The 16448-nt window shown below is 64.2% G+C and carries 12 protein-coding genes; 7 read left to right on the forward strand and 5 right to left on the reverse strand.

Features of this window, described 5'->3' with window-relative positions; all coding sequences use genetic code 11:
- Nucleotides 1-1352 (forward strand): Gfo/Idh/MocA family oxidoreductase (locus SH809_20455; protein ID MDZ4702094.1); only part of this gene is annotated, 1352 nt, incomplete at its 5' end.
- Here the strand turns inward: SH809_20455 and SH809_20460 are convergent.
- Nucleotides 1311-3806, reverse strand: a complete 2496-nt coding sequence (locus SH809_20460; protein MDZ4702095.1) for a discoidin domain-containing protein — start codon at nucleotides 3804-3806, stop codon at nucleotides 1311-1313. The two genes, SH809_20455 and SH809_20460, sit on opposite strands and share 42 nt — an antisense overlap.
- Nucleotides 3807-4054: 248 nt before the next feature.
- Between SH809_20460 and SH809_20465 the strand changes: the two genes are divergently transcribed.
- Both SH809_20465 and SH809_20470 read left to right on the forward strand, forming a co-directional pair.
- A complete protein-coding gene (locus tag SH809_20465) occupies nucleotides 4055-4894 on the forward strand; it encodes a tetratricopeptide repeat protein (GenBank protein ID MDZ4702096.1) in 840 nt (279 codons plus the stop codon).
- A 50-nt stretch (nucleotides 4895-4944) separates the two neighbouring features.
- Nucleotides 4945-6156 (forward strand): hypothetical protein, encoded by a 1212-nt coding sequence (locus tag SH809_20470; GenBank protein MDZ4702097.1) that lies wholly within the window; start codon nucleotides 4945-4947, stop codon nucleotides 6154-6156.
- 218 nt (nucleotides 6157-6374) lie between these two features.
- Here the strand turns inward: SH809_20470 and SH809_20475 are convergent, their stop codons facing one another.
- From SH809_20475 to egtB, 3 genes are read right to left on the reverse strand one after another with little or no spacing between them, the layout of a single operon-like run.
- Nucleotides 6375-6953 (reverse strand): inorganic diphosphatase, encoded by a 579-nt coding sequence (locus SH809_20475; GenBank protein MDZ4702098.1) that lies wholly within the window; start codon nucleotides 6951-6953, stop codon nucleotides 6375-6377.
- A 54-nt stretch (nucleotides 6954-7007) separates the two neighbouring features.
- Complete coding sequence (gene egtD / locus SH809_20480) at nucleotides 7008-8009, reverse strand: L-histidine N(alpha)-methyltransferase (protein MDZ4702099.1); 1002 nt, start codon at nucleotides 8007-8009, stop codon at nucleotides 7008-7010.
- 35 nt (nucleotides 8010-8044) lie between these two features.
- Nucleotides 8045-9361 (reverse strand): ergothioneine biosynthesis protein EgtB, encoded by a 1317-nt coding sequence (gene egtB, locus SH809_20485; protein ID MDZ4702100.1) that lies wholly within the window; start codon nucleotides 9359-9361, stop codon nucleotides 8045-8047.
- A gap of 250 nt (nucleotides 9362-9611) precedes the next feature.
- Between egtB and SH809_20490 the strand changes: the two genes are divergently transcribed.
- The gene (locus SH809_20490; protein MDZ4702101.1) at nucleotides 9612-10085 is read left to right on the forward strand and encodes a PH domain-containing protein; all 474 of its coding nucleotides are present in this window, start codon (nucleotides 9612-9614) and stop codon (nucleotides 10083-10085) included.
- Complete coding sequence (locus SH809_20495) at nucleotides 10082-11662, forward strand: PH domain-containing protein (GenBank protein ID MDZ4702102.1); 1581 nt, start codon at nucleotides 10082-10084, stop codon at nucleotides 11660-11662. Before SH809_20490 ends, SH809_20495 begins: the two co-directional genes overlap by 4 nt.
- Here SH809_20495 and SH809_20500 read toward each other — a convergent pair.
- Nucleotides 11626-12381, reverse strand: coding sequence for a hypothetical protein (locus tag SH809_20500; GenBank protein MDZ4702103.1), 756 nt, complete (start codon nucleotides 12379-12381; stop codon nucleotides 11626-11628). The genes SH809_20495 and SH809_20500 overlap by 37 nt on opposite strands.
- A 128-nt stretch (nucleotides 12382-12509) precedes the next feature.
- Between SH809_20500 and SH809_20505 the strand changes: the two genes are divergently transcribed.
- Nucleotides 12510-15353, forward strand: a complete 2844-nt coding sequence (locus tag SH809_20505) for a hypothetical protein (protein MDZ4702104.1) — start codon at nucleotides 12510-12512, stop codon at nucleotides 15351-15353.
- Between the two features lie 15 nt (nucleotides 15354-15368).
- On the forward strand, nucleotides 15369-16448 hold a 1080-nt coding region (gene malQ / locus SH809_20510), incomplete at its 3' end, for a 4-alpha-glucanotransferase (GenBank protein ID MDZ4702105.1).

The following is a 16448-nucleotide window of genomic DNA, read 5'->3' on the forward strand; positions in this document are numbered from 1 at the left end:
ACCTCGACCGCCGTCAGTTTCTCAAGCTTTCCGCCGGCGCCATCGCCCTCCCCTCCATCATCCCCGCCTCGGCCCTGGGGCGCGCCGGCCGGCCGGCGCCAAGCGACCGCATCACGATGGCCCTCATCGGCTGCGGCAACCAGGGGATGAACGACATCGTCCCGTTCCTGGCCGACGAGCGGGTGCAGGTGACGGCGGTGTGCGATGTGAACCGCCAGAGCGCCGGCTACTGGGACGGGCGCGTCGGCGGGCGCGAGCCGGCGCAGCAATACGTCAACTGGCACTACGGGAATGCGGCTGACTCTGGCACCAACTCCGGGAGTTATGCCGGCTGCGACGCTTACGAGGACTTCCGCGAGGTGCTCAACCGGCCAGACATCGACACGGTGCTGCTCGCGCTTCCGGACCACTGGCACGCGATCCCCGTCGTGATGGCGGCAAAGGCCGGAAAAGACATCTACGGCGAGAAGCCCCTCAGCCTCACCATCCACGAGGGCCGCGTCATGAGCGACGCCGTCCGCACCAACAACCGCATCTTCCAGACCGGCAGCCAGCAGCGGTCCGACTTCCGCTTCCGCCGGGCCTGCGAGCTCGTTCGTAGCGGCCGGATCGGGGACCTGCACACCGTCCGCGTCGGGCAGCCGTCGGGCACGCCGGACTTCGGCCGGAGCGGCCACCGCAAGGCGCCCGAGGCGGTGCCGGCCGGGTTTAACTACGACCTATGGCTCGGGCCGGCGCCCGAAGCGCCCTACAGCCCCGCCCGCTGCCACGTCAACTTCCGCTGGATCTTCGACTACTCTGGCGGCCAGGTCACCGACTGGGGCGGCCACCATCCGGACATCGCCCAGTGGGGCATGAACACCGAACACACCGGCCCTGTGATGATCCGCAACGCCCGCGCGGTCTACTCCACCGAAGCGCCCTGGAATACCGCCGTCAACTACTACTTCGAGTGCGTCTACGAAAACGGGGTGCAGCTTATCGTGTCGGACGAAAACCAGATGGGCGTCCGCTTTCAAGGGTCGGAGGGCTGGATCTGGGTAACACGCGGCAACTGGAATGCCTCGGACCCGCGCCTGCTGGAGTCCGCCATCCTCCCCACCGACGTCCGGCTGTACAACAGCCCCAACCATTCGCGCAACTTCATCGACTGCGTGCTCTCCCGCGAGCACACCGTCGCGCCCATCGAGACGGCGCACCGGTCCATCACGATCGCCCATCTGGGCAACATCGCCATGAAGCTCGGGCGCGACCTCGCGTGGGACCCCGCGGCCGAGCGGTTCAAGGACGACCGCGAGGCCAACGCGCTGTTATCGCGTCCGTACCGCGCGCCCTGGAAGCTGGAGGGCTGACGGCAGCGCGGAGACCGTGTCGCAGTTGCCTTCGGAGGGGAAGCAGGTGATGAGCCCGGTGACGAACCGCAAGATGAGCGACGCGTCAAGCGCCGAGAGGTCCGTGTTGCCGGACACATCGGCCGCTGTTGATGCGGTGCCGGTGAGAAGTGATATGCCCACCGCGTGCGCCAGGACCAGCGCGGCGTCCTGTGCGGAGACCGACCCGTTGCCCGAGGCATCGCCGGCGATGAAGGGCGACAGCGAGTCGATGCTCAGCGAAGCCTCGGTGATGCTCGTCGCGTCGTTCACTGTAGTCCCATGCCCGACGATCCGGACGTATCGGGCGCGGATGTCCGGGAAATCGTAGTACTCCAGCGTCTTGCGCAGCCCACTGCTGAGCGCGTCTTCCAGGAGCGCCGTCCAGTTCTCGCCATCGACGGACGCCAGCAGATCGAAGACGGCCTGCCGGCTCTCGCCCTTGTGCCAGGCGATGCCTACACTCGAGAGCGTCGCCTCGTCCGAGAGGGCGTATTGGATCCAGACCCCGTCTCCGGTCGCGGCCCAGCGTGTGGCGAGGTCGCCGTCGAGGGTGTTCTGCGGCACCGCGGCCTCCCGGAAGGCGCTGGCGGTCACCTCGGAAACGAACACCTCGTGTTCTTCCTCGCTCGAAACCGAGACGAACACCTCGGCGGAGACGGTCGATGCGCCGGCGTTGTCCCGCGCGACGGCCGTCAGGGTGTACGCACCCTCCGGCACCTCTTCCCAGGTGAACGCATACGGCGGGATGAGCACATCCGCCACTTCCACCCCATCCACCCAGAATGAAACGCCCTGCACGATGCCGTCCGCGTCGCTCGCGCCGGCCTCCAGCCGGATGTCGCTCCCCACAGGGTAGTTGGTCCCATTGGCCGGACTCGTCAGGGCCACGGAGGGGCGTTCGTTCACGGGATCCCCACCGCCGCCGCCGAGTGTGCCCTCGTACCGCATTTTGGCGGGGATATCGTTCAGATCAGAGCCCGACACATCCGGTCCTATCGCGGGCCAGGGCAGGTTCGTCGGCCAGAAGTCGGGCGCGGCATCGAGATAGAGCGACGCCGGCAGGTCCGCCGACGCCGAAAGGGTATTCCAGACCGGCGCGCCATCGACGATGTTGCCCTCCTCATAGGTATCCACGATCTCCCCATCCTGCTCGATGCCGGCGCCGCGGAGCACATGGTTGGCGATCACGTTCTGCCGATTCGATCGGTCGTAGATCGAGAGTCCCGCCCCCCCGCTCGTTTTGCCCTGGATGCGGTTGCGGAAGAACGTGTTTTCCGGGCCGGCCTGCCCCCAGAAGTCGGCCACGCCGCCCCACCAGAAGAGGTTGCCCTCGTACAGGTTGTGGTTGGGATAATGACCGTGGAGGCTGACGTCCACCAACTCGACGAGGTCGACGTTGTAGTTGTAGCTGATGATCGAGTGGTTCACCCCCGTCTGCACCAGGATGTGATGGCGCAGGTTCTCGAAGATGTTGTTCGTCACCAGGATGCGGGTGGATAGTTGCTCCAGGTCCACCCCGTACCCATGTCCGCCCGTACCGTAGTTCTGGGCGTGGTGGATGTAGTTGCCTTCGATGACAACATCCCGGACGCGATACAGCTGGATGTGAAACTTGACGGCGTTGTAGGATTCCACATCCCGGACGAAGCCGTTGTAGACGCTTCGAAACTCGAGGTTATTGGACTCCCCGTAGGCTTTCCGCTCGATGGCCAACGCCTCGACGCCCACGTTTTTCACCGGGTGCATCTTCATCACCGACGGTCCGTTCGCCACGCTCAGCCCGAGCGAAAGCGGCATATCCACCGTCACCGAATTCCCCGAGATAGCCATGATCTTCACGATCTGCCCCCACGACCGCTTGCCCCAGTCGGCCTCCCATTCCGGCAGATCCTGGCTTACTTCGATCAGATCGCCCACGGAAAGGGTGCCGGCGCTGGCGAGGGCCAGCGTGACGCCGTTGGCCGGCACGTTGGCTATCACGGCGATCGGGGCCTCCTGCCAGCCGATGAAGCGGATTTCGTGGCCCCCCGCCCCGTCGATGACGAGCCGGGTGAGATCCGGGCCGGCGCCGCGGAGGATGACGTTGTCCTCTTTTATATCCACCGCACTGAGCAACGTGTACGTGCCCGGGGGGAAATAGAAGATGGTAGGCGAGCCGGCGTTGTTCGCCACCTCCTGCAGGAGGGGCGCGGCGTCTGCCACGGCCGGCGTGATGCCGAGTGTGGTGACATCGACGGTGGTCCAGCCACCTGGATCGTCCCACACGATAGGGCTCCAGCCCTGGGCGGGAAAGCGGTCGGCCGGCAGTTCTCCGGTGGATTGCGCCACCCCCCGACAGCCGATCATCGACCAGATACCCAGAAACAGGCCGATAGCTATGGAGATACGACGGATGGGCGGGTGCTGACGCGCGGGGAGAAAGCCTACCTTCATCGATGTGTACGTTCGTGGGACAAGCAGGGGGCTTTTCCTTACGATCATCCGGCGTTTGACAAATCGTATGCCAGATAGAGGACCCCGCCAATTATCCTCCTTTCAGAGGGAAACGTCGAGTTAAGAAGATTCCGATAAACGCCGATACCCATTCTGGAGTCCATCGCGAGCTCCCACCGGTCCCCGACGCCTTGGTCACCCCACAACCTGACCGCGTCTTCCCCGCTCCACCGTCTTCAGGTACCCCCATGCGCCAGATCCGTCTTTGGATGGTCGTGTCGATGCTGTTTGTTTCAGCCGGCTGCAACGTCTTCGAACCGTTTTATTCCGAAGGAGCCAGCGACGACCCCGAGGTATTGCTGGACGACGCCCGCTACGCCCTCCAGAACGGAGATCCCGACAAGGCGGTGACGTTCCTCGAAAAAGCCTACGAAATAGACTCGACGAATACGGAAGTCCGCGTCGAACTCGCCTCGGCCCTGTTCCAGGCGAACGGCATCGACCTCCTGATGATGAAGGATCTGGCCGAGTTTATCACGGAACAGAGCGACGACACCGGCGCGTTCGCCGGCAAACATCCCGTCGACCCGCTCGTGTGCTCGTTTGTTGGATCGTCGGCGGATTACCAGGCGCTGCAGTTCGATACCGAACCCGCCTATCTCACCATCATCGAACATGGCGCGGTGATCGACCGCGTCGCGGCGCTCATCGAGGGCATCGCCGACACCGGGGAAGACTTGGGCGCCAACGCCCAGGCCAACCGGCAGATGACCCGCGCCATCGCCAACCTGTCGGTGGCGATAAAGCTGATCACCCGTGCGGCGGAGCAGGCCGGCGGGGGTATCTATCCCCTCAGAAATGGCATCGGATACTGCGCGCCGGACCAGCTGACGCTTCAGGCGCTTCAAGCCACCATCATCTGCGACGCCGTGCCCTATCTCAATCGCGCCGTCCAGGCCCTGGGCGCACGCCAGGCCATCCTGTCATCGGACGACACCGAGTTCGTTGAGCTGGTACAGGACGTCCGGGACGACCTCACGGCGTCCATCACCGCCACCTGCGGGATCGATGTACGCATCACCGGCTGAGGCCGGCGCCATTCGACCCCTTCTCACCATTCGCCAGACCGGTTTCCCCCATGCTCCGTCGTCCCCTCCTCGCCCTCTTCCTCCTGCTCGCGCTGACGGCCCCGGCCCGGGCCCAGTTCGTCCCTCAGCATAACCGCTCGTTCGTGGCCTCGCCCCAGGCCCTCGGCATGGGCGACGCCGTCGTCGCGCTGCCGATGCAGCAATCCTCGTTCTTCTACAATCCCGCCCACGTGGCGCACGCCCGGTTCCACCTGACTCTCGTTGGCGCCCGCATCGCGGTGAGTGACAACCTGTTCGACCAGGTGGCTTTTTTCCAGGACGAGCTCCGGCCGGCGCTGGATACAGGCATCGAAAACCTGCCCGCCGACGAACTGGAGACCCTGTATCGGGAGACCCTCGCCATTGGCCGGCAATCGACCTTTCTACAGACCGATCTGCTCGCGCCCTCGTTCGCGATGCACCTGGGGCCGATCGGCTTCGGCCTGGGCGCTTTCGGCAGCAGCCACATCCGCTACAGCCTGCCCGACGCCGGTGGCGGCCTGCCGCTGATCAACCTCGAAGGCATAGCCGATGCCATGGTAGTGGGGAGCGTCGGAATGGACCTGTCTTCGTTCGGCGCCAAGGGGTTTTCGGCCGGCCTCAACGGCAAGTATACCCGCCGCTATGTCACGTTCAAGAGCCGGCCGTTGGACGTCTTCTCAGAAAGCGAGGCCTTCGCCCTGCTATCGGGGAGCCGCGTCGGCGTAGACCTCGGCGTGCTTTACCAGCGGCCGGCGCCGGGGCCTCTGCCCGGCACGGTCAACATTGGCCTGACGATGTTCGACATCCTGGGCAGCGATTTCGCCTACGCCTACGACCGCACCCTCCAGGGTGTCGCGAACGCCGTTGAGGTCGCGAACGACGTGGCCCGGGCGGAGGAGGACTTCGCGATCGCGCCGTCCTTCCGGCTCGGCGTGGCGTACGCCCTTCCCAAGCTGCCGGGTGGGTTGCTCGACGAGGCCGGCGTGGCGCTCGATTATGTCGGGTATAGCGAAGCCGCCGTCGACCAGGCTTTTCTGGCGCACATCCGCCTCGGGGTGCAGGCGCGGGTCAAAATCCTCTCGGTCCGCGCCGGCCTCAACCAGGGCTATCCCACCGTCGGCGGCGGGCTTTCGCTCGGCGTGATCGATTTCGACTACGCCTATTACGGGGCCGAGGGCGGACGGTATCCTGGCCAGCTGGCTTCCTGGCACCACTCGGGCCAGATCCGAATCGGATTGTAGCTAGCGCGCGGAAATACCCTGAGGAATCTGGTATCGCGGTCGACTACGTCAGGTCGGCGGGCCCGTTGATCGAGCAGAACGTCCTCTCACGACCTCCCATCGGCGTACAGGTGCATGAGCCGTTTTGATCGTTGCGCGCCGGCTTGAACCAGGGTATCTCCGTCGGGCGCGGGCGTCGCGTTCGGATTCATCCGGGATGCTTGCGTGGGTTTCGTGCTTCAGCTCGTCGCGGCAGCGGTTTCCGCCTCGTCCTTTTTCTTCCGGTACATCTCGTTGTAGAGTACGCGGGATCGATTGACGACGGCGCGCGCCTTGTCCGGACCGAGGAAGTTATCGACGCGGACCTCCTTGTCCTCGAGCTTCTTGTAGTCCTGGAAGAAGCGCTTCAGTTCGCGTAGCGTGTGGTCCGGCAGCTCCCAGATATGGTAGAAGCCGTTAAAGGCCGGGTCGTCCACATGGATGCAGATGATCTTCTCATCGCTCTGCCCCTGATCCACCATCTCCATTAGCCCGATGGGACGCGCCCTGAGGATACTCAGCGGCGCCACCTGCTCCTGCATGAGCACCAGTACGTCGAGCGGGTCGTCGTCGTCGCCAAGGGTCTGGGGGATGAAGCCGTAGTTGGCCGGGTAGATCACCGATGAATACAAGACACGGTCGACCCGGATGAGGCCGGTCTGCTTGTCGAGTTCATATTTGATCTTGCTTCCTTTCGGAATTTCGATTACCGCCTGAAAAATCTCCGGGGCTTCGTCGCCGATGGGCACATCGTGCCACGCATGCGCTGTACGATACATGAGCGTTTGCTCTTAAGGCTTGCTACTCGTGATGGGCTGTTTGCTTTTAACTCCTCACGCCGGCCCCGTTCCACCGACAGTCAGGTATTGAACACTAAAATAAGATGCGTCGTCGGTCCAGACACGTTGCTGCGCGAAGCCGGCCTGGGCGGCGAGGCGCGCGAATTGCGCCGGCGTGTATTTGTAGGAGTTCTCTGTATGGATCGTCTCGCAGCGGTCGAAATCAACCTGGCGCCCCGAAATCGTCACCGACTGCGCCTCCTGGCTGACGAGGTGCATCTCGATCCGGCCTTCGTCCCGGTTGTACACCGCGCGGTGGTGGAAGCGGTCGGGGTCGAAATCCGCCCCGAGTTCGCAGTTGATTCGATAGAGCATATTTTTGTTAAACGCGGCCGTGACGCCCCGCGCATCGTCATAGGCGGCCTCCAGGACGTGGATGTCTTTCTGGAGATCGACCCCGATGAGCAGCCCTCCGCCGGGACCGCAGACCCTGGCGGCACGCTTCAGGAAGGCGACGGCGCCGGCCGGCTCGAAGTTGCCGATGGTCGAGCCCGGGAAATACACCACACGCCGGCGTGGCGGCGGCTGGATATCCGGCAGGGTGAACGGGCGGGTGTAATCCGCACTGACGGGTTCGATGCGCAGGTCCGCGTAGTCGTCCGCGAGGGCGGCCGCCACCTCCTGCAGGAAATCACCCGAGATATCGATCGGCACATAGCCGGCGGGTTCGACAAGGCGGTCGAGCAGAATACGCGTCTTGAGGCTGCTGCCGCTCCCGTATTCGATCAGCAGGCACCGGGGCCCGAGCAGGGCGACGATCTCGTCGATGTACCTCTGCATGATGGCCACCTCGGTGCGGGTGGGGTAATATTCCTTCAGCTCGCAGATCGCCTCGAACAGCTGCGAACCCGTTTCGTCGTAGAAGTACTTGGCCGGCAACGTCTTCTGAGGCCGTTCGAGACCTTCGAGGACGTCGGACAAAAACGCATCGCGCGCATCGTCCACGAGGGTGGAAGCGTCTGGATTCGATGGAAAGACGAGGTTGAATTTGGACATGTCTCCGGGGGTTTCCTGATTAGAGGATGGGGCCGTTACTGCGCGAGGCGAATGCCGCTGAACTGCCATCGGGCATCGGGCGAGAAGAAGTTGCGATACGTCGGCCGGGCGTGGGTATAGGACGTTGCGCATGAAGCGCCGCGCAAGACGAACTGGTTACACATGAACTTGCCATTATACTCCCCCAGCGCGCCGGCGGCAGGGGCATAACCGGGGTACGGGGAATACGCGCTGCGCGTCCATTGCCATACGTCGCCATACAGTTGACGGACAGGGCCTTCGCCGGCGCCGCTGTCGCGGACCGGTCGGTAGTAGCCTTCTTCGACAAACGGCCCCTCGATCGGCTGCCGGACGGCCGCGATCTCCCATTCCTGTTCGATAGGCAGCCGGGCGCCGGCCCATCGGGCAAAGGCGTCCGCCTCGTAATAACTGACGTGGGTCACCGGCTCATCGAGGTCGATCGGCCGCAGTCCGGAGAGGGTGAAGTGAAGCCAGACGCCATCCCGGCGTTCCCAGTACAGGGGCGCCTCCCAGCCGGCCTCGGCGCATGTCGCCCAACCGGCCGAGAGCCACAGTTCGGGCCGTCCGTAGCCGCTATCCTCCATAAAGGCAAGATATTCGCCGTTGGTCGTCAGACGTGTGGCGAGGGCAAACGGCTCCGCGAAGTGGCGATGCCGGGGGCCCTCGTTATCGTAGTGAAAGCCGGCGCCGGTGTGCCCGATCTCGTAGAGCCCCTCCTCAAATGGAGCCCACGTCAGTGCCTGATTGGCCGGCTCGGGCGAAGGGCGATACGGCAGGTATTCCGGATACAACGGATTGATCGAAAAGACGTGTTTGAGATCGGTCAGCATCAACTCCTGATGCTGTTGCTCGTGATGGAAGCCCACCTCGAGCAGCGGCCAGATCTCCTGGAGCAGCGCCGGGCCGGCGGACTCGATCAGGCGGACCGTGTGCTCGTCCACATGCGCCCGATACTGGTAGACCTCGTCCACCGTCGGGCGGGAGAGCAGGCCGCGCTGCATCCGGCAGTGCCGTTCGCCGGCCTGCACGTAGTAGGAATTAAACAGAAAGGCATACGCCGGGTTGAGCGGGACGTAGCCGGCAAGGTGGGGCCGGAGCACAAACGTCTCGAAAAACCAGCTCGTGTGGGCCAGATGCCATTTGGTGGGGCTGACGTCCGTCATAGACTGGACGACGTAGTCCTCGGGCACCAGCGGCCGGCAGAGAAACGCCGTGAAGCCGCGTACGGTGAGGAAGCGTTCGACGATCGATTCGGGCCGCTCGCCATCCACAAAGGGATAAACGAGCCGGGCCGACGGCGTATCGAATAGTGTATCTATGAGCAAGGCCATGGGCGATGGGGGTCTGAAGTAAGTGAACGAACGATAGATAGGATGTGTGTTTCGGGCTCGGGGTTCCGTCTTCCGTCAATTGTACCGTCTACCCGTTACTCCGAACGCGGAATCCCGACCATGGCATCGGGGGTGCATTCGCGCCGGCTGCAGGGAGGGACGAAGTTCAATCGGGTGGATGCCAGCGAAAGAAACATGAGGGTCAGAAAGGGTTTCAAGATAGCGACCAAAACGCCCCCACCCCGCTCGCATGCGCCTGCTCGAACCTGCTATCAAGACCGTCTGGACGATCAAATTCGCCATCGTCTCGGCGTGTCTCTTCACCGTCGTGCTCGGATATGAGCTGTACGGTTATATCGGGGGATCGAGCGGCCTACCGCTGCCCACCGGCGCCCTCTCGGCCGCCGCGTTCGTGGCCGGCTTGCTGGTTACCCTGGCCATTCCGCGTCTGCGGTATCGGTACTGGCGATTCGACCTCCGCCCGGAGGAGTTGTATCTCGAGCGAGGCATCTTCAATCGCATCCGCACCGTCGTGCCGTTGCGTCGCATCCAGCACCTCGACGTGTCGCAGAACATCCTGGAGCGGGAGTTCGAGTTGAGCAAACTCATCGTCCACACCGCCGGCAGCCGGAGCAGCGACGTGGTGCTCCCCGGCTTACGCATGGAGGAGGCCGAGCGCCTGAGGGACGACGTCAAGCGCTACATCCTGGACGATGCGGTATGACGACCGATCCGGCGGACATGCGCGACACGCAGATGCTGCACCCGATGACGCTCGTACAGCGGTTTCTGGTCAGCCTGCCGGCCTTCGTAATCTTGTTGCTGCCCGTCATCCGCTCGGGCGGTTCGGCGGAGATCGTCCCGATACTCGCCGTCGTCTTGTACAGCGTGCTCGCGTTGCCGCTCATCTTCCTTCGCTACTTTCGGTTTCGGTACCAGATCACCGAGCGCGAGGTGCTGATCCACAGCGGGGTACTGACCCGGCAGCACCGCAGCATCCCGCTGGAGCGGATCCAGAATATTGAAATCGAGCAATCGCTACTGCCGCGACTGTTTGGGACGGCGAAGGTAAAGATCGAGACCGCCGGCAGTGCACAGACCGAAGGCGTGCTCGAATACGTATCGCTGGCCACGGCCCGAGACATCCGCGAGATCGTCCGCACCTACCAGCTCCAGCAATCGGAGCGCCTCGACACCTCCGCCGCATCGGGTACCGCAGCGGATCCGGCAACGGATACCCAGCCGGGTGCGGCGTCCAGGGCGGACACGCAGGCGGAGGCTACGCGCGAAGTGTTGCTGGACCTGCCCCTGTACCGCGTCCTGCTCGTGGGCATGCTCCGGTTTTCGCTCCTCTACATCGCGCTCATCTTCTCCGCTCTCCAGCAACTCAATCCGGATCCCGACGAAATCGAACTCTGGTTGACGCGGGGCTTCCTGCAACCTATTGCGGAGTTTGCGACCGCTTCGCCCTGGTTGTTGACGACAATCGCCATCGGCATCGCGATCCTTCTGTCCTGGGTCACGGGCATCCTGGTGAGCTTCAACAAATACTACAACTTCATGTTGTGGCTGGAGGGCAACAAGCTCCATAAGCGGAGCGGTCTGCTCACGCTGTCCGAAGGCACCATCCCCCTGAAACGCGTGCAGGCGCTGCTTTTCCGTGCGAATGCGTTGATGCGCCATTTTCGGTGGTATGCGCTGCAGCTCCAGACGATGGGGCTGGAATCCGCCCAGAAGGGCGAGCAGCTCGCGGCGCCGTTGGCGCGGTTGTCCGAAGCCCAGGCCATCGGCCGGCGCATCTACCCGTTCGAGATGCCGGCGGCGTTCCACCCCGTCTCGCGCCTCACCATCCGACGCGCGATCGTCCGATACACCGTTCTACTGGCGCTTGCGATGGCCGCCCTGGCGTACTGGGCCGGCGTCGCCGTGGCGTGGCTGCTGCTGCTCCTGCCCCTGATCGTCGTGTATGCGATCATGCGGTACCGCAATATGGGATACGCCTTCGACGACACCACCCTCTTCGTCCGCAAGGGCGTATTCATTTACACCGTGTGGGTCATCCCTATCGCCCGCTTCCAGGTGCTTTACACCTCTTCCTCGTTTTTCCAGCGTCGACTCGGACTGCAGACCGTTTACGCGGACACCGCCGGCGCGGGCAATGTCACCTCCGCGGAGATCTTCGATCTACCGGCGGACGAGGCGGGCCGCGTGGTCGATGCCCTCTATGCACGTTTCAAAGCCCCGTTTACCTCGGCGTCCGACGATCATCCCCTCGTCGGCGAAGTGTCCCCTCGGAGCTGACACAGGCCGAGATACAACACGATCGGGATGGTTTTGCGCAGCGCCGGCCCGGTGATGTCGAGCGCCGTCCACCCGAGCGAAAGCGTCCACGCCGCCGGCCCGATCCAAGACACCCACCAGGGAAACCGCTTCGCGATGAAATCAAACAGCCGCATCGCCAGCTGCTTCCCGATAATCGCGCCGATCGCCCCGAAAATCACCCGCTTGATGAGGCCGTCCACCACCAGGCTGCCAAAAGCCTGGATGAGCAGCGGCAGGGCGAAGACGCCGGCCGACTTCTTCACGAACGCCGCGGCGCGTTCCTGCTCCACCCCCAGGCTCACCAGCAACGCCTGCTGCTCCTCCGCCGAGAGCTTCGAAAACTCGCGGGTGACGTAGGTCTCGACGACGTGCGCGAGCATCTCACCATCCGTCACCATGGTGGGGAGCGACACCTTCAACGCGGCCGCTACATCCCGGACGATCTCCTGAAACGGGACCCCGGGGTCGCGCCCCTGCAGCCGGCGAAAGAGAAATGCGGCGTCGGAGCTGCCCAGATATCGGATGGCGTTTTCGAGCTCCAGCGTGAGGGCTTCGCGGTTGGCGTCGGACGGGTCGTCCGCGAATCGATCCCGGCGAAGCCGCAGCGCCTGATCGTCGGTGGCGTTAAAGGGCGATTCGATGAGACCGACGAGAAAGGCGTAGTCGGCGGCGTGAAGGCGGGACAGGAGCGGGTGCATAACGTGACGGTAAACAATGAATGGGCAACAAGGAACGGGGTGAGAGGTACTACGGTACGCCTGAAAACGAGGTTACGGAAGGGTTTAAGGTTCCAGGATTAAGGTTAAAGGTCTACGCCCGAGTACGGATGAAAAAAACGATTGCCGCCGGCCTCGCCGGACTGCTTATCCTGGCGAGCCTGCTGTTCGAGCGCGGATGTGGCGGCGAGGACCCTGTCGTCGATGCCGGGCCATCGGGGGTCGTCAGCGCGTCGTCCCACCGGGCAAGTTACGCCCTGAAGGCCGCGCGGCTGGATTATCTATTTCACATGACGCGGGATCCAGCGACGAACGCCATCCCTCCAAACGTCCGCGCCTCGGAGGTACGCCACGTCCGCCAGATCGCTGAAACCGCCAACAAGGCCGGGCGCGCAGCCGATCTACTCGGCTGGTTCGCCATCGGCCCCGGGGATGTCGGGGGGCGGACGCGGGCCCTCGCGGTCGACCTCGGTAACCCGAACCGGCTGCTCGCCGGCGGCGTGTCTGGCGGCCTGTGGCAAAGCCTGGATGCCGGCGGATCCTGGGAGCCGCTCACCGTCGACGCCGGCAACCTGAGCGTGACCGACATCGTCCAGGACCCCCGCCCCGGCTTTCGCAACCGCTGGTATTACGCCTCCGGGGAGTTCGCCGGCAACAGCGCGTCCGACCCCGACCGGTTCGCCCCCTACTTCGGCAGCGGCCTCTACCGGTCGATCGACAACGGCCTCACGTGGAATGTCGCCCCGGCGGCGTCGGGGCGCGACATCACCCGGTTTGATTCCCCGTTCGACTTCGTGAGCCGGGTAGCGGTCAGCCCCGTTACGGGCACCCTTTTCGCCGCAAGCAATGCGACGGGCATCTACCGGTCGAGCGACGGCGGAATCACCTTCGGCGCCAACGAGCCCAACGCCACCGTGCCGGCGCCCGTCCTCGGCGGCGTCAACGACCACACCTGGAGCGACGTCGCCGTCAACGCGGAGGGCGTGGTCCTGGCCACCCTGTCCTCCACCGGCACCGACACGGCCACCGACGACGCGCCCGGCGTCTATGTCAGCCGGAACGACGGCGTCACCTGGCAGAACATTACCCCCCTTTCCTTCCCCCGTACCCACGGGCGCACCGTCATCGCCTTCGCGCCCTCGATCCCGGATGTGGCCTACCTGTACACCACCACGTTGAGCGAGACCAACGACCGGGAAGACGTACGCCTCCACAAAATCGACGTGTCTACCGGCGACGCGGAGGACCGGAGCGACAACCTGCCGACTTTTGGCGAAGCCGGCAACATCGACACCCAGTTCAACTACAACATGGCCCTCGCCGTCAAGCCCGACGACGCGGACTTTCTGGTGCTCGGCGGTACCAACCTCTACCGCTCGCGCACGGCCTTCGCCACGCGCGCGCTGGACCGGGTCGATGTCTGGATCGGCGGCTACGATGCCGCCGAGAACGACTTCGGGCTCTACCCTGCCCACCACCCGGATCAGCACGCGCTCGTGTTCGACCATTCCGACCCGAACCGCCTCTACACCGGCAACGACGGCGGCGTCTACCGAACGAACGACATCCGTCGACCCGACGCCGTGATCTGGGAGGATCGCAATCGGGGCTACACCGTGTCGCAGTTCTACTCTGTCGCCCTCGCGGCCGGCGCCGGCGATCCACGCGTCGCTGGTGGCACCCAGGATAACGGCACGCCCTATCTGCGCACCGACGACCTGGACGACGACTCACGCAACATCAGCGTCGGCGACGGGGGCCAGCTGTATTTCGGTGAACGCAACGCGTATGTGGCTATCCAACAAGGCGACATCCTCAAACTCACCTACAACAGCTCGGGAGACCCGACCTTCGCCGGCTTCAGCTTCATGCACCCGCAGGACGCCACGAACCAGCTCTTCGTCAACCCGTTCGTCGTCAACCCCAACGACGAGACCACGATGTTCTACGCCGGCGGGTCGCAGCTCTGGACCCACACCGATCTGCCCGGCATCCAGAGCGGGCTCACCTCGCGCGACGGCATCACCGAGGTCTGGAGCATCCTCACCGACCTGCCGGCGCTCGCGCCGCGCGTCATCACGGCCATGGCCATCTCGGAATCCCCCGCCCACGTGCTGTATTACGGCGCCAGCGATATCCGGGACGAGGCCGCGCTGGGCCCCCGCCTCTTTCGGATAGATGACGCACAGGACGCGCCGCAGGTCGCCCGCGACATCACGCCATCGGGCCTGCCGGCGAGCGCGTATGTCGTCGATATCGCCATCAATCCCCTTGATGCAACCGAGATGCTCGTTGTTTTCTCTAACTACAACGTGATCGGACTCTACCATTCCACCAGCGCTGGCGATCGGTTTACGGCCGTGGAGGGCAACCTCGCGGGCACCACCGCGCAACCCGGCCCTTCGCTTCGCAGCGCGGCGATCCTGACGATCGATGGCGAGACGCACTATGTCGTCGGCACCAGCGCCGGCCTGTTCGCGACGCACGCGCTGAGCGGCGGCGCCACGGTATGGAACCCGGAAGCCGGCGACGATATCGGCATGGCGGTTGTAACCGACCTCGCGGTGCGGCAAGGGGATGGCATCCTGGCGGCGGCCACCCACGGACGGGGGTTGTACCTGGCGAGCGCCGACGACGCGTTTAATCCGTTGCCGCGGCCGGAGATCTTCCAGCTGTCGCAGAATTACCCCAATCCGTTTGCCACCACGACGCGTATCCCGTACGATCTGGTGACGGAAAGCCGCGTTTCACTGGCGATATTCGACCTCGCCGGCCGGCGCATCGCCCGGCTGGTCGATCAAGAAACGCGGGGAGAGGGCCGGCACGAGGTAATTTTCGACGCCGGCCGCCTCGCCAGCGGCACCTATCTCTTTCAGATCGTCGTCTCGCCCCTTGAAGGCGCCGAGGCGGGCGCTACCGTGGCGCGAACCCGCAAGATGATGATCATCAAATAACTCTTTCGGTCTCGTATCGTGATAAACCTGCCTCGTTGTAGCGGGATCTTGCTGCACATCACCTCGCTCCCCTCTCCCTATGGCATCGGCGACCTCGGCGCGTCGGCCTATCAGTTCGTCGATTTTCTCGCCCACACCGGGCAGCGCGTCTGGCAGGTATTGCCGCTCGTGCCGGCAGGGTACGGCAACTCGCCGTACGCCAGCCCGTCTACCTTCGCCAGCAACCCGCTCCTCATCAGCCCGGAGCGGCTGCGCGAGGCCGGCCTCCTGCGCGACGAAGACTTTGGCCGCGTGCCGGACTTTCCGGTCGACCAGGTGGATTTCGACGCCGTCTCCAACTATAAATTCCAGCTGCTCGACACGGCCTTCCGCCGCTTCGAAGCCGGCGAATCGACGCTCTTCCTCGCCGACTTCGAGGCCTACTGCGCCCGCGAGAGCCACTGGCTCGATGACTATGCCCTCTTTGTCGTCCTCAAATACATCCACGACGGGAAGACCTGGACCGAGTGGGAGGATGGCCTCAAACGCCGCCGGGCGGCCGCGCTGCGCGAGGCCCGCAAGGTCCACGCGCACGGCATCCGCATGCAGATGTTCTGGCAGTTTCTGTTCGATCTCCAATGGCAGACGCTGAAGCAGTACAGCAATCAGCGGGGGATCTCGATCATCGGCGACCTGCCCATCTACGTCGCCCACGACAGCGCCGACGTCTGGGCCAACGCGAAGCTGTTCCACCTGGACGCCGAAGGCTGGCAGACGGTGGTAGCCGGCGTGCCGCCGGATTATTTCAGTGAAACCGGTCAGCGCTGGGGCAACCCCATCTACCGGTGGGATCTGATGGAGAAAAACGGCTTTCCGTGGTGGACGCGGCGGATTGCCAACATCCTCAAGCAGGTGGATTTTGTTCGTCTCGATCACTTCCGCGGCTTCGAGGCGTTCTGGCAGGTGCCGGCCACCGAGGATACCGCCGTAAATGGGATCTGGGTGGATGGCCCCGGCGCCCGCCTGTTCGAGGTGCTCGAGAGCCGGCTCGGCGAACTGCCCGTCGTCGCCGAAAACCTGGGCGTCATCACCCCCGGCGTGGTCGCGCTCATGGAG

This window comes from Rhodothermales bacterium (genome assembly GCA_034439735.1).
In the GTDB taxonomy this organism is placed as follows: domain Bacteria; phylum Bacteroidota; class Rhodothermia; order Rhodothermales; family JAHQVL01; genus JAWKNW01.

What these genes read in the sequence shown, in the direction of transcription:
- SH809_20460 (MDZ4702095.1), bottom strand. Translation starts at nt 3,806, where the DNA reads ATGAAGGTAGGCTTTCTCCCCGCGCGTCAGCACCCGCCCATCCGTCGT.
- SH809_20465 (MDZ4702096.1), top strand. Translation starts at nt 4,055, where the DNA reads ATGCGCCAGATCCGTCTTTGGATGGTCGTGTCGATGCTGTTTGTTTCA.
- SH809_20470 (MDZ4702097.1), top strand. Translation starts at nt 4,945, where the DNA reads ATGCTCCGTCGTCCCCTCCTCGCCCTCTTCCTCCTGCTCGCGCTGACG.
- SH809_20475 (MDZ4702098.1), bottom strand. Translation starts at nt 6,953, where the DNA reads ATGTATCGTACAGCGCATGCGTGGCACGATGTGCCCATCGGCGACGAA.
- egtD (MDZ4702099.1), bottom strand. Translation starts at nt 8,009, where the DNA reads ATGTCCAAATTCAACCTCGTCTTTCCATCGAATCCAGACGCTTCCACC.
- egtB (MDZ4702100.1), bottom strand. Translation starts at nt 9,361, where the DNA reads ATGGCCTTGCTCATAGATACACTATTCGATACGCCGTCGGCCCGGCTC.
- SH809_20490 (MDZ4702101.1), top strand. Translation starts at nt 9,612, where the DNA reads ATGCGCCTGCTCGAACCTGCTATCAAGACCGTCTGGACGATCAAATTC.
- SH809_20495 (MDZ4702102.1), top strand. Translation starts at nt 10,082, where the DNA reads ATGACGACCGATCCGGCGGACATGCGCGACACGCAGATGCTGCACCCG.
- SH809_20500 (MDZ4702103.1), bottom strand. Translation starts at nt 12,381, where the DNA reads ATGCACCCGCTCCTGTCCCGCCTTCACGCCGCCGACTACGCCTTTCTC.
- SH809_20505 (MDZ4702104.1), top strand. Translation starts at nt 12,510, where the DNA reads ATGAAAAAAACGATTGCCGCCGGCCTCGCCGGACTGCTTATCCTGGCG.